The sequence below is a fragment of the Catonella massiliensis genome, from assembly GCF_016651435.1.
Lineage (GTDB): Bacteria > Bacillota > Clostridia > Lachnospirales > Lachnospiraceae > Catonella > Catonella massiliensis.
The window spans coordinates 1,105,157-1,119,325 of sequence record NZ_JAEPRJ010000001.1 but is presented as its reverse complement, the minus strand read 5'-3'; the positions used below and the strand labels follow the sequence as shown (position 1 = coordinate 1,119,325).

Here is a 14,169-nt window from a genome sequence, read left to right as displayed (position 1 = left end):
CTTTCGTGGTTTTATTCAGTAAGTCTGTAATCTAAGTAACTTGTTCACACTAATACTTTCTTGTGCTTAGCTTTGTAATTAGCTTGTTACCTTATTCGTACTATCTTTCTACTAACTTTGACTTATACTTGTGCTTATCTCATTACTTTTCTTTTTTACGTCTTATGAGTACCAAGCCACCTACAAGAACCAGACCGATTCCCGCAACATAGTACCAAACTGTAGAAGTTCCACCGGTTTTTGGAAGGTTCTTCTTCGCTTTATTTCCACCTAAAGGAGTGTCATCATCATCAACTATCTGATTATTCTTTCCCTTTGGCTTGTTGGTCTTTACCACCTTACCCTGTGGTGTCTTATCTTCATCAACCACCACTCCATCAGGTGTCTTAGGACTATTTGGAGTAGGTGTTATAGTCGAAGGTGTGGTCGGGGTTATAGGTGTAGTTGGGGTTGGTGTAGGTGTTATAGGTATAACAGGTGTTGGATTCTCTGGTGTTGGGGTTACCGGAACTAAAGGTATAGGGTTATCCGGTGTTGGTGGCACTACAGGTGTTGGATTAACCGGTGTAGGTGGTACCACTGGTGTTGGATTAACCGGTGTAGGAGGATTGACAGGATTTGGAACATCAGGTGTCTTTTTATTAATTATACTAAGAACACCCTGATTCATCTTTGCCTTTCCTTCATAGTTGCCATCTAAAAGTACCTTTAATCCGCCATTTTCAAGCTCTACAACTTTTATCTTGTATACCACGCCATTTGATTCATAACCTACAGGTGGCTTTGTCTCGGTAAGCTCATATTCGCCAACTGTGAGGTTTTCAAACTTAACAGCAGAATTGGTTGCAGATATAACTGTTCCCACATCTCCTGCAGGACTCTGTGCGCTTGCAAGCTTCTTTAAGTTAAACTCAGCTCCTGCAAGCTCTGTACCTTCAGTATCTGTCTTTACTAACTGAAATGCACCATAGTTCATATCCTTAAGACTGCCCCAAGCATTGGCTTCAACCTTGTGGCTTACTCTTACTTCACTGCCTACCTGTTTGTCTTTCTCTATAAGAGCAACGCTATTCTCAAGAGATACATCCTTTGCTACGTCTTTTGCAAAGTCTGTGATATATGAGAATCTGTATCCTGCATTTCTGTCAGGAATATGCATAACCAGCTTCTTCTTTGCAAGGTCGTACTTGAATATTTCATCAAGTCCTGTAGTAATCTCTACCGCATTAACAAAGTTACCGGCATCGTCATACTCACCCTTCCATACCTTATAGTTGTCATCTGCAAATATAAGCTTGTCCGTACCCTTTTCTTTTCTAAGTACAAGATAGCGGTTTAACTCATCTTCCAGTCTAACTGTAGCTGTATCGTTGGCAGCATATACTCTGTATGGCTTATAGTACACATTCCAATTGATGTAGCCATGGTCATCGATGAAGACCTTATCTGCGTCATGGTTCTTCCAAAGGAATCTTTCATCATACTTAGCATATGCATTTTTAGTAATAGCGGTATTGCCACCTTCAAGCATAATTGTGGCATTGTTCCATACCTCACCTTTTTCATTCAAAGGAAGATCATTTTTCATTACAGCCTTTACGAAGATAACATAAGGGCTGTCTATCTTGTCAAATGAAAAGGTAATTAAATCATCGTTATAACCATCTTTTCCGATTGTAGCCTCTATACCTTTGTCTGCTATTTCCTGATCTGAAAGAGGATTACCTACAGCATTTACCAGCGATCCTATCTTTCCTGTTATATCGTTAGAAAATGTAGGAATACTGCCATATCTCTGGTCTGCTTCGTTTGTATTGTTGTACTTTAGTGTAGGCTCGCCCTTGTATATAAGGAAGTACTTATTATCTTTTATTGGTGCCAGTTTTAGCTTGTAGCATAGTTTATCATTTAAGATAAACTTTCCTAAGTCACCATTTACATCCTTGATATCCTTTGCATTTACGCTGATTCTAAAGACCACAGATCTGGTATCTCTATCATAAGCAGTGTCTCTGTTGTCAATTGCTCTGTTGTTTACAGCGTCATATACATTACTGTTTGTAGCCTCTGCGTTATAATCGGTAAGGAACTGCTTTGCTACTGTCTTTGAGAGTACATGCTTATCTAAAAGCTTTGGCTGATAGTGGTATCCAACCAGCTTATCAAGCACTACGTGGGCTCCCTTTGTAAGAGCAAGGTAGTTCTGTACCTGATATACACCGTCATCACGGTCTAATACAACGAGGTCTTTGTCCATAACTCTTGACTTAAACTTAGCATAGTTATCTACTCCCTGCACAAGCTTAAGCTCAAGTATGTGGCCAACTACTACACCGCCCTTGAGAACTTCATATACTGAATTGGTCACTCCGCTTGTAGCATCTGTGACAGGACTTTCAGGATTAACAAGCTTCTGGTGTCTTTTATAGATTGCATTTTTTGATTTATTTGAAAATACCTTATCAAAGCCCACACCGTTTGCAAGAGCAGTAACGCTGTTGTCTCCTACTTTTCTTATGGAGAAACCATTAGCTGTATTTATTGTTTCTCTGTCAACACTTACGTTATTATCAAAAATGAAAGCGTCATACATATAGTAGTCGCCAGGAGTAGATACAGCACCCTTATTAGCTGTTACTGTCCACTCAGGCTCATAGCCGATATAATCGCCCTTTCCACCAACATAGCCAAGTTCACCATCTGGTGAGGCCTGGCTTTTAGCAGTCTTGTTAATCTCACCAAACTTGATATCTCCACCTGGTACAGTATAGATATCAGCATGTAGCTTAGTCTTATTCTTTACATTGTTATTCCACCATACGTATGCATCGTTACTAAAATCTATACGGTAGTTGTCAGGCTCAATCTCTGTTTCGATAATAAGCTTAAATCTACCTGTAACATTAGGTATGGTAAATGTATGATTGTCACCTGAAACCACTGGTGTTATTTCAGTCTTAACACTACTAAAATCATATTTATCATAATCATAAGCCTGGATATATGCCTTCTTAAACTTCTGTGGTATCCTGCCCTGATTGTCCTTGGTAAGTTCATCAGATATTGTTACATCACCAAGCTCATACTTAGGGTAGTTGAAGTCTATAGCCCAGGTAATTGTCTTTGTATTGGCGTCATATGTACCTGTCTTATTACCCATTCTTCTTGCTGAAACACCGGTAGAAACACGCCATCTCTGGGATGTATTGAACTTAACCAGCTCAACAGCATTATAATAATAGCGATCTCCCCCGCTAAATTCACCACCAAAATTAACATCTGTACTGAATTTCACTACTGCCTTACTAGTATCAGCAGTATCTAAGTCATCAGCCTTGATAGTATAAGACATAGCATCGGTATAATCTGTACCATATACTTTACCCACCTTTAAGCCTGATGTCTCGTCTCTGGACTTATCGTTGATTGTGAATGTGCCAGGTATATAGTTATTACCCCACTCTCCCTGGGAGGTAGGGTCTTCAAGAAAAGTATAGCCTTCTATGCTAAGAGGCTGTCTAGGTTCAACACCCTTTACAAATCTTTTGGCAGTAATGGTCCAGTCAATCTTGGAGTTCTTTACATCAATGACACCGGATTTTGTTAATTCAACATCACTGTCAATAACGCCAACCTTGTACTCTTTGCCAAATATCTTGATGACTTTCTCAGTGGTATTCTCAAAGTCAAACTTTGAAAGGTCCACATCTACCTTGATTGATGCTCCGATATCTGCACTTTCTTTATCAAATACCTTATCATCACTGTTTGAAAAATCAAACTTCACCTTAATATTACCTAATGCATCCTTTGTAAATATTGCATCACAAATCTTCACATTTAATGACTTATCATTAATAGGAATTACAACTTCATTGGCAGACGCATTGTCACCTGTAAACTTGAGCTTTTCACCCAAGTCAAACTGTACATAATCACCTTTTTTAATATAATTCCCTTCATTTAATGTCTTGTTAAAAACAGCCGTAAATGAGATATCAACCTGGATATCTTTATCTGTGCTTATATCCCCTGTCACAGGCTTATAACCATTATATCCTTCCTTTTGCGAGATGGTTAGCTTTGCGTCTTTTACAATACTTGTTTTGTCATTCTCTGCAGCTAACACATAATCAGGAAGCCTTATTCCGGTGATGAATAAAGCCACAGTAAGTATTAGCCCGAGAAGCGCAGAACCATGTTTTTTCCACATACATTCTCTCCTTATGTAATAATAGTCGCTCTGCAAAAAAGCAGAAAGTTACAGTTGCCCCCTCCTTGGGATAACAGGCTCAAAGCAAAATATTGCTTATTTCCCCATTACTTACTATCCTAATTTATACCAAATATAATAAAAATAATCAAGCTAAATAATAATTATTATATCCTAAAATTAATAAAAAACGAAGGTCATGCTGCCGTATATATACAGACAGCACAACCTTCGTAAATTAGTTAATTAAAAGCATTTGTAACTATTACAGATTACTTTTCTTCTTTACGTCTCTTAAATACAAGTCCTGCTACAAATACCAAACCAATACCTGCAACATAGTACCAAACTGTAGAAGTTCCACCAGTTTTTGGAAGGTTCTTCTTCGCTTTATTTCCATCTAAAGGAGTATCATCATCATCTACTATCTGATTGTTCTTTCCCTTTGGCTTGTTGGGCTTTACTACCTTACCCTGTGGGGTCTTATCTTCATCAACCACCACTCCATCAGGTGTCTTAGGACTATTTGGAGTAGGAGTTATAGTCGAAGGTGTGGCCGGGGTTATAGGTGTAGTTGGGGTTGGTGTAGGTGTTATAGGTATAACCGGTGTTGGATTCTCTGGTGTTGGGGTTACCGGAATTAAAGGTGTAGGGTTATCCGGTGTTGGTGGCACTACAGGAGTTGGATTAACCGGTGTAGGCGGTACTACAGGTGTAGGATTAACCGGTGTTGGTGGTACTACAGGTGTAGGAGGTGTCACAGGCTTCTTCTTATTGATTATAGTAAGCTCATTCTCTGAAAGTTTTGCCTTTCCATCATACTTAGCTGCCTCATCGGAGAACTCCACCTTAAATCCGCTTTCAAGCTGTGTAACCTTAATCTTATAAACTATGCCGTTTGAGTCATATCCATCAGGTGTCTTATCTTCAGTAAGCTCATACTCACCAGGTGTTAGCTTCTCAATAACAATGGCTGAATTAGTCGTAGAATCAAATGTTCCAATAACCTTCTTAGGGTTTGCTCCATTGGCAAGCCTTGTTAAAGTGAACTTAGCTCCTGCAAGCTTTTCGCCATTCTCATCAGTTTTAACTATCTGGAGACGCTCATAGGTCCTCTTGGTTAAGCTTCCCCAAGCTGTACCGTCAATCTTATGGTTAACTGTTACTGTACTGCCTATCTGCTTTGAGGTCTCTATAAGAGCCGCCTCATTACTTAATTTGTCACCAGGCTTTGCATTGTCCGCAAAATCAGTTATATAAGAAATCTTATATACTGAATCGTTGTCAGGGATATTGATTACAAGCTTTTCAGCTGTTGTATCATAGGTGAAAATCTTGTCAAGTCCTTCTGTAATCTCTACAGGATTAACGAACTTTCCGTCCTTGTCTATCTCACCCTTCCATATCTTGTAATTGTCCCCCTCAAATACGAGGTTTCCTGTACCCTTTTCTTTTCTAAGAACGAGATTTCCATTTAACTTGTCCTCGATTCTTAATTTGGTTGCATTGTTATCGTTGTATACCTTGTATGGGATGTAGTTAAGGTTCCACTTGATGTATCCGTTATCGCTTATGTTAACCTTATCTCCATCTATTCCCTTTGTAAGGAATCTTCCGTCATAATCAAAGGCTGCTCTTCTGTTAGCAGTATACTTATCTAATGTAAGTGATACATTGTTATAAGCAGTAGCTATTTTATTGGTATACTGAGGTATATCATTTCTAAGTTCAGCCTTCACAAGAACTACATAAGGTCCGTTTAGCTTGTCAAAGGTTATATTAAGCTGGTTCTTAATCTTTGGATAGTTCTCAACAACCTCGCCGCTTATACCTTCTTGCGTAAGCTCAGCATCTGTAAGCGCACCACTAACAGCCTTTACTACATTAGTTGATACAAGTGAAGTCAAAGTATCATTAGTTCCAGGATACTTGTCTGCAGAAGTTCCTCTATATACAAGGAAATATTTATCATTAGCAGGGTTTGCAGCATCCTTTTTGATTGGAGCAAGCTGGAACTCATAAGGAAGTGTATCCTTAAGCACAAACTTACCTATATCTCCATCAACATCCTTAATATCAGCAGCATTTACGCTTATCCAAAAGTATACAGACTTAGTCTCTCTATCGTAAGCTGTTTCACTATTGTTCTTTGCCGCTCCTTTATAACCATAATAAGGAGAATGACCCTTATCGTCATAAATATCAGCGTTTGCTGCTACAGCATCATAATCTTTCTGTAACTTTTTAGCTGCATCCTTTGAAAGAGTGCTCTTAGCCAGTATTCTTGACAGATAATTGTATTCTGCATCTTTGGTAAGCAGTGTCTTGCCATTTTTAGCGAGAACTACTCTGTTTGCAACACGAGAACCATTATAAGTATTTTCATTTACAAGAGCAGATCTATCCATAATCCTTGACTTAAATGTAGCTTGATTGTTTACTCCCGGTACAAGCTTAACCTCAAGTACATGGCCTACTGTCTTGCCATCCTTAACTATCTCATAAACTGCATTAGTAATACCGTCAGTCTTAGTTTTTAATGGATCGTTGATATCAACGAGTTTCTGGTGCGTTCCGCTATCAGGCATTATCTTTGCAAGTGATACATTGCCTGCAAGTGATGTAACTGAAGGGGCTCCAACCTTCTTTAGAGAAAAACCATTTCCTTCATTTACAGTCTTCTTGTTTATGGTTACATTCTCATCAAAAATGAGAACGTCATACATATAGTAGTCGCCTGTACCTACAGGAACAACTTTGCTGTCAGCAGAAATAGTCCACTCAGGTTCAAAGCCAACAAAAGAGAACCAAAATGAGTGATTTTTAGCAGACTTTTTTATATCGCCATAAGTCTGTCCACCAGGAAGAGTTGTGGATACACTACCACTTAATTTAACCTTGTACTCTTCTTTATCGTTCCACCATACATAAGCATCGTTGTCAAAATCAGCACGAACGCTGTCAGGTTCAATTTCAGTCTCAAATGTAACCTTTATCTTTTCATTAACATTATCAATGCTAAATGTATAATTGTTTCCTGTATTAGAGATAGCAGTCAATGTGCTCACTGCGCCCCAGGTCTTATCTGCTTCATTCCATCTCTGGTACTTTGCATTTAAGAACTTCTGCTCTATTCTTCCAGTCCTATCAGGTGTGAACTCGTCAGATATCTTAACAGTTCCAAGCTCATATGGAGGCTTGTTAAACTCGACAGTCCAGATAATCTTCTTACCGCTGTCGTCTATCTTACCTTCTTTTATACCAAACTTTTCAAGGTTAACACTTGCCCACACATCAGCACTTTCACCACTTCCATAAGGCTTAGATACCTGAGCCCTGTTAGATTCAGTGGTGTTTATACTGCCGTATTGGTTGATTCCAAAGTTTGCAACTGTGCTGAGTGTAACCACTGCCTTTCCTACATTGGAAGCATCTAAATCACCTGCAGTAATTGTATACTCATAATCGGCTGATCCGTTATCATATATATGTAACTTGCCTTCTTCATATTTATTTGATTCTTCTACAAGTCTGTCGTTTATCTTATAGGTTCCTCTAATGAAGTCACCATACTTTACACCATCTACAGTCTCAGTTGATGGTAGGTCACGAACCCTATATCCTTCAAGGCTTAATTGTTTGTCAGGCATGCCTTTAACATGTCTTTCGATTTCGATAGTCCAGTCTACTTTATGATTCTTAGGATCAAGCTTACCGGTTTTTTTAACAATTAGTTCACCTTCAATATAACCAACTTCATAGTCTTTTCCAAAAAGCTTTATTGTCTTTTCAGAATTCTTCTCCCAGTCAAGCTTGGTTACGTCAGGCATTACAGATACGCTTGCTCCTACCTTACCGCTCTTCATCTCAAATACTGCATCATCTGAATTTGAAAAATCAAACTTAACTGTGATATGTCCTGTAGCAGAATCCTTTGTAAATACAGCATCACAGATTTTGAGCTTAGACTCAGTATCAGTGATTGGAAGAGTAAGTGAAGCCGAAGCTTCATCAGCTCCTGCAAACTTAAGCCTGTCGCCTAAGTCAAACTGAACATAATCTCCTTTATTGATACGTTCATCAGGCTGAAGGGTATCATTAAATATCGCCTCGAATGACATCTCAACCTTTATCTCTTTATTGGTGTCAATCTTGGTAGTATCCGTAATTGGATAATAACTACCCCAGCTATCCTTTTGACTAAGTACAAAAGTTGTACTATCCTTGCCTGCTACCAGGCTTGTCTTGTCGCTGCCTGCTGCTGCTACATACTCAGGAAGCTTTATGCCTGTTATGAATAAAGCTATTGTAAGTATTAACCCAAGAAGCGCAGAACCATGTTTTTTCCACATACTTTTTCTCCTTTTTGATGTCTGTTAGTCTCCGTCAGCAAGTAGAAGTAATATCCCCTCCTTGGGACAATGAATAAAAAATAATCAGTTACATTTTAACTATTTTTTATTACTTACTTGTTAATATTAATACCATATTTTATTAAAATTTGCAATCAAAAAACGAAAAAAAAATACACAAAAAACATCATAACGAGTACATTACACATTATTCAATGTTTTTCATGTATTTTTTGTAACCATTTTGTAACCATCATTTTACGAATTGCTTACTTAACAAAACAAACTATAAATTTAACTTTGTTAACAACTTTGTAAAATAATCTGGCAAAGGGGCATGAAACTCCATATATTCTTTAGTTCTCGGATGAATAAACCCAAGCATCTCAGCATGAAGGGTCTGCCCATCAAGCTTAAAAGGATTCTTCGCCACCCCGTAGACATTATCTCCAAGAAGAGGATGACCGATGCTAGTCATATGTACCCTAATCTGATGTGTTCTTCCGGTCTCAAGTTCACACTCGATGTGAGCATAATTATTTCCATTGGGAGATGAAGAGTTCTTTAGAACTTTGTAGTGCGTAACTGCCGGTTTCCCGTTTGGCACTATAGCCATCTTTTTTCTGTCAGTCTTAGACCTTCCAATGGCTCCTTCGATTCTTCCTTCATTCTCCTTAAAAGTACCATAGACAATGGCCTGATACTTTCTTTTAATACTATGCTCTTTTAACTGTTCCGCAATAAATCTATGAGACGCATCATTCTTACAGGCTATTACTACACCTGTAGTATCCATATCAATTCTATGCACTATACCCGGACGGAGCTCTCCATTTATACCAGAGAGGTTATCCCTGCAATGAAACATCAGTGCATTGACAAGGGTTCCGGTGTAATGACCTGCAGCAGGGTGGACTACCATCCCTTTGGGTTTATTTACAAGGATAACATCTTCATCCTCATATAGAATATCAAGTGGTATATCCTCAGGAAGTATCTTGACATCCTTTACCGGAGGTAGATTCACTGTAATGGCAGCACCGTTATATACCTTGAAGCTACCTTTAACTATTTTCCCTGCAACCTGTACTCTGCCCTCATCTATTAGGTTTTTCAGATAGGACCTGGAGTAATCAGTGAGAGTTTCAGACAGATATTTATCTATTCTTTCCCCCTCTTCCTCTGAGTTTAGCTCAATGATATCATCAGAATCCTCATCCATTTCTGTATCGTATGTTTCTGTTTTACTGTTTTGTTTCATCCTTCACCTTACCAAGCATCTTATCAAAGTCATCATCCTTATAATAAAAAATACCGAGAAATATCATTGCACCTGCTGCTACAGTCACATAGCAGTCAGCCACATTGAAAATAGGGAAATTAATAAGTTCAAAGTATAGGAAATCAATGACATAGCTGTGACCATACTTAATCATAGTGAGTACTCTGTCTCCAAAGTTTCCCAAGGCTCCTGCAAGCAAAAGAACCAGCGCATAATGAAAAAAACTATATCTTTTCTCATACACTAACTTTCTAAGCATAAATATAACCAGTGCCACCACTGCTATAGTAATGACAATAAATATCCAAAAGCCGCCTTGAAGCATACCAAATGCCGCCCCGGAGTTTCCTCCCTCAAGCAGGGTAAAGCTAAACACACCAGGTATTATATCAAAGCTGCCATTTGACAAGAACTTTACAGCCAGCTGCTTGGTCACAAAATCGATGGCTGCCAAAATCACAACGGCTATAATCTCAAAAAGAAAAATCTTATTTTTATTCATACCTAACCTTCAAATACCTCATTTATTCCAAGCATCAGCTCTTCATCAGTCACATCTCTGTAGATTTCTGCTCTTCCTATCTCCGTAGTCAAAACAAACTTAATCCTTCCACCCTGCATCTTTTTATCTGACTTTGTTGCAGTTAGTATGTCTTCTTTGCTAAAGGATGTTTCAGATAAATTAATCCTTCTAAACAACTTGAAGCTCACAAGTATGTCTTTCATATCAGAAAACTCTTCCTCCGACATAAGTCCACGGCTAAGCGCAATTCGTGCAGCGGCTACCATGCCCAATGCAACACATTCTCCATGAAGAAGCTTGAACTCCATTAGTTTCTCGACTGCATGCCCTATAGTATGCCCATAGTTTAATATTGCTCTAAGGCCATCTTCCAGCGGGTCTTTCTCTACCACTTCTTTTTTTATTCTACAAGAGTGGAATATGATATACTCCAGAGTTAAATAGTCTTTGCCTAACACTTTATTTACATTATCCCTAAGATAGTCAATGAACTCTTTATCATAAATATAACCATATTTGATGACTTCAGCCATACCCGATAGATATTCTCTTTCAGGCAGTGAAATCAAAGTATTGACATTCATATAGACAAGTTTGGGTTGGTGGAAAGCCCCTACCATGTTTTTATAGGAGAGAAAGTCTACTCCTGTCTTACCTCCAACACTCGAATCCGACATGGCGAGTAAGGTAGTAGGAAGCTGTGCAAATCTTATTCCTCTAAGATAAGTGGCTGCACAAAACCCTGCAAGGTCCCCCACAACTCCGCCGCCTACGGCAAGTATTACATCATTTCTTTCAAACTTCTCTTTTATAAGTTTCTCATATAGCTTGTAAACTGTAGTCAGATTTTTGTTATCTTCTCCTGCAGTAAATGTAAAACTACTTACTATCTTTTTTGTATTTGACAATAACCTAGAAACTTCATCCTTAAAGCATCCAGCTGTGTTTGAATCAAATACCAGCATAAATTTGTTGCAGGTAGCAAAAACTACTGATAATATATCCGCCAATTTGATAAAATCAGGCTCAATGACTATGTTATAGGAGTCATCTACGCCTGAATTTATCTCAACACTAAGTATTTTACTCATATTTCCCTTTGCAATTTAAAGCCTGTTATCATTATAAAATTTCATCATCCGTGCCTAAGATATCACGAGGTATTCTGTTAATAAGATTGTCATTTACAGAAGTCGATTGCTCTCTTAGATTCTGCATCCTATCAATTTCCTGTCTTGTCTTTTCTTCTGCAGCAATCTTTTTTGCAAGAAGCACTCTTCTCTCCTGTGCATTCATCTCTCCTGCGCGTAAGTTGCCTGCAGACTGGCTCTTTGCTGCAGATGAAAGCATCTCTACAGCAGTAGGAACTGACTCGTGTGGATGTACTTCTTCTGCTGCAGCTTTTAGCTCAGAGGCAGGGCTTACATCAGTAACAGGCTTTGACTCATGTAAGTGCTTGTCATTCTCTGTTCTTACTCCCCTAATAGTACGAGTCTCTGCAAAATGTCTTGCATCACTAACAGGAGCTGATTCTGAGGCAGGATGAACTCCCTGTACAGGTTTTGCAGAAGGCGTTATTTTTGGAACTTTAACAGGCTTAATTTCCTGAGTAGTTACGGCTTTCGCTGCAGTATTTTCCTGTACAGGCTTTACATCACTTGCTTTTTTTGCTTCCTGCATTGGTTTAGCAGAAGTCATCGGTTTTACTCCCTGTACAGGCGTTCCCGCAGAAGCAGGCTTTGCTTCCTGGACAGGTTTTGTGGCAGTTTTATGTTTCAATTCAGGAACATGATCTACATCTTCCTCTTTGCTTTTCTCCATTACTGCTTCAAATTCATCTTTTTCTACAGCTTCTTCATCATCTGCAGTTTCTTTGTCAGATAAAAAATCCGCAATATTCTCATCTACCTCGGATGTATTATCCTCATCCTCCGGTATTGCATTTCGTGCATCTTCAAGTTCATCCTTAAGCTTTAAATAACCATCCAAATCATTAACGGATATCTTGTAAGTGTCACTATTAATGAGGTCTAACTGAGTGGTAATAAGGTTCTTTACATAAGACTTATAGAGTTCAAATCTTCTGTTTAGCTCATCTGTCTGTCTGTAAATAGCATCCAAATCATTCTTGGCTTTGGTAATTATCGAATCTGCTCTTGAACGTGCAACCTTTTCAATGATTTTGGCATTATTAAGCGCCTTTTCTTTCTTTTCATCAGCAGTCTTTTGAGCAAGCACAAGTGACTTCTGCAGGGTCTTTTCTATAGACTTATAGTACTGCATTCCCTCACTTAATGTAGTTAATTTCTCTTTAAGCTCAGAATTTTCTCTATTCACCTCTTCGAAAGACTCAACAATTTCATTTACGAAATCATCTACGCTCTTTTTCGTATAGCCAATACCCTTCTTAAATTCATGGTTCTTTATCTCGTTTAGTGAAAGCATAATCCCCTCCTGCAAATTAACAATATTTTCCGATATGAATCTGTAGCCTGTCTTTTTTTGTTTTTCCTAAACTTCCATAAAAAATAAATTTTCCAAAACCTCTTACGGATATTACATCACCTTCTGATACCTGGTAATGGCTCGTTGATGATGCTGCCGAATTAACAGCGACCTTATCTCCATCAATCAACATCTTTACCTTAGTCCTGGAAAGGTTAAGAGCCTCTCCGATTATTACGTCCAGTCTAAGTGATGGTACAGTACCATACTTGTCTTCAATCCGTCTGCAAACCATAACTTTGTCTACAGATGTCCTTTGTGCACTTACATTACATCTTCCAATCTGCCTAAGTTCACTTACGATGAAATCAGCAATTTTCTCCTGACAAAATACAAAGGCTTTAACTATACTTCCATTTTCTGATACGGTAAAGATATCACCTATCAGCTTCCTGTCTATTCCAAGCCCAAGTATGGCTCCAAGAAAATCCCTATGTGTAAGCGAGTTATTTTCATACTTTACGCTCTTTATAAGTATTTCAATACACTCAATTGGGAACTTAATATCTTCTCTATCCTCATACGATGCAGGAAAACAAACCATGACTCTCTCTGCGTCTTCTAAGCCTCCATATAGGAAAAACCTTCCTAACGGAAGGTCTGCCACCTGTCTTTTTAAAATTGCAACTTCCCTGTTATTAAGAAAATCTGAAAAAACACTTATATCTCTGGCAAAAGACAGCTTTGCCAAGTCTAGCAAATGCCTGAATACTAAATTTTCTTCCTTATCCATATTACTGTCCATTTAACTTTGGTACAGCAAAGAGAGTATCTATAAGCTCTTCTTCATTTTCAACTGAAAGCTCAACATTCTCAGGTGATATGATATAAACATACTTAGATACGGCTCTGAACTTACCATTGATTGCGTGCATCGTTCCAAAAACGAAGTCCACTATACGCTGTGCTTCTACCGTATCAAGTGCTTCGAGATTGAGGGCAACAATAGAGCCAGCAAGCAACTTATCACAAATGTCTTCAACCTCATCAAACCCCTTAGGGAGCTTTACACAGACCTCTGTTCCTGCTCTTCCACTCTTTTTAATAGGTATAACCTTGCGATTATCCTTTGGAGCAGCTGTTTTCTTCTTTTTCTCAAAGAATGAAGGCTCCTCATCTTCATCCTCATCATCGTAGTCATCATCATAGTCGTTTCTTCTAAGCTGTCTTGATCTTGAAGACTCTAAACGCTCTTCTTCAAGCTCATCTTCATAATCCTCATCATAGTCATCATCATAGTCGCTGCCGTCTTTGAATGACGTAAACATATGGCTAATCTTCTTAAACATAAACA

8 protein-coding genes are annotated in these 14,169 nt (G+C 38.5%); all 8 read right to left on the bottom strand.

The window, feature by feature from the left end; translation table 11 throughout:
• Positions 1-142 precede the first annotated feature (142 nt).
• Complete coding sequence (locus JJN12_RS05040; protein ID WP_208428658.1) at positions 143-4,213, bottom strand: prealbumin-like fold domain-containing protein; 4,071 nt, start codon at positions 4,211-4,213, stop codon at positions 143-145.
• 272 nt (positions 4,214-4,485) lie between these two features.
• Positions 4,486-8,565, bottom strand: a complete 4,080-nt coding sequence (locus JJN12_RS05035; protein WP_208428657.1) for a SpaA isopeptide-forming pilin-related protein — start codon at positions 8,563-8,565, stop codon at positions 4,486-4,488.
• 286 nt (positions 8,566-8,851) lie between these two features.
• Positions 8,852-9,787 carry an RluA family pseudouridine synthase gene (locus JJN12_RS05030; RefSeq protein ID WP_208430325.1) on the bottom strand — a complete coding sequence of 312 codons (936 nt, stop codon included), beginning with the start codon at positions 9,785-9,787 and terminating at the stop codon, positions 8,852-8,854.
• A 22-nt stretch (positions 9,788-9,809) separates the two neighbouring features.
• Positions 9,810-10,349 carry a signal peptidase II gene (gene lspA, locus JJN12_RS05025; RefSeq protein WP_208428656.1) on the bottom strand — a complete coding sequence of 180 codons (540 nt, stop codon included), beginning with the start codon at positions 10,347-10,349 and terminating at the stop codon, positions 9,810-9,812.
• Positions 10,350-10,351: 2 nt separating this feature from the next.
• Positions 10,352-11,461 (bottom strand): 3-dehydroquinate synthase, encoded by a 1,110-nt coding sequence (gene aroB, locus JJN12_RS05020; protein WP_208428655.1) that lies wholly within the window; start codon positions 11,459-11,461, stop codon positions 10,352-10,354.
• A 31-nt stretch (positions 11,462-11,492) separates the two neighbouring features.
• Complete coding sequence (locus tag JJN12_RS05015; RefSeq protein WP_208428654.1) at positions 11,493-12,815, bottom strand: DivIVA domain-containing protein; 1,323 nt, start codon at positions 12,813-12,815, stop codon at positions 11,493-11,495.
• A gap of 16 nt (positions 12,816-12,831) precedes the next feature.
• The gene (locus tag JJN12_RS05010; protein ID WP_208428653.1) at positions 12,832-13,608 is read right to left on the bottom strand and encodes a YlmH family RNA-binding protein; all 777 of its coding nucleotides are present in this window, start codon (positions 13,606-13,608) and stop codon (positions 12,832-12,834) included.
• A gap of 1 nt (position 13,609) precedes the next feature.
• Positions 13,610-14,164, bottom strand: coding sequence for a cell division protein SepF (locus tag JJN12_RS05005; protein WP_208428652.1), 555 nt, complete (start codon positions 14,162-14,164; stop codon positions 13,610-13,612).
• Between the last annotated feature and the right edge of the window lie 5 nt (positions 14,165-14,169).

What these genes read in the sequence shown, in the direction of transcription:
- JJN12_RS05030 (WP_208430325.1), bottom strand. Translation starts at nt 9,787, where the DNA reads ATGGATGAGGATTCTGATGATATCATTGAGCTAAACTCAGAGGAAGAG.
- JJN12_RS05035 (WP_208428657.1), bottom strand. Translation starts at nt 8,565, where the DNA reads ATGTGGAAAAAACATGGTTCTGCGCTTCTTGGGTTAATACTTACAATA.
- JJN12_RS05005 (WP_208428652.1), bottom strand. Translation starts at nt 14,164, where the DNA reads ATGTTTAAGAAGATTAGCCATATGTTTACGTCATTCAAAGACGGCAGC.
- JJN12_RS05015 (WP_208428654.1), bottom strand. Translation starts at nt 12,815, where the DNA reads ATGCTTTCACTAAACGAGATAAAGAACCATGAATTTAAGAAGGGTATT.
- JJN12_RS05040 (WP_208428658.1), bottom strand. Translation starts at nt 4,213, where the DNA reads ATGTGGAAAAAACATGGTTCTGCGCTTCTCGGGCTAATACTTACTGTG.
- lspA (WP_208428656.1), bottom strand. Translation starts at nt 10,349, where the DNA reads ATGAATAAAAATAAGATTTTTCTTTTTGAGATTATAGCCGTTGTGATT.
- aroB (WP_208428655.1), bottom strand. Translation starts at nt 11,461, where the DNA reads ATGAGTAAAATACTTAGTGTTGAGATAAATTCAGGCGTAGATGACTCC.
- JJN12_RS05010 (WP_208428653.1), bottom strand. Translation starts at nt 13,608, where the DNA reads ATGGATAAGGAAGAAAATTTAGTATTCAGGCATTTGCTAGACTTGGCA.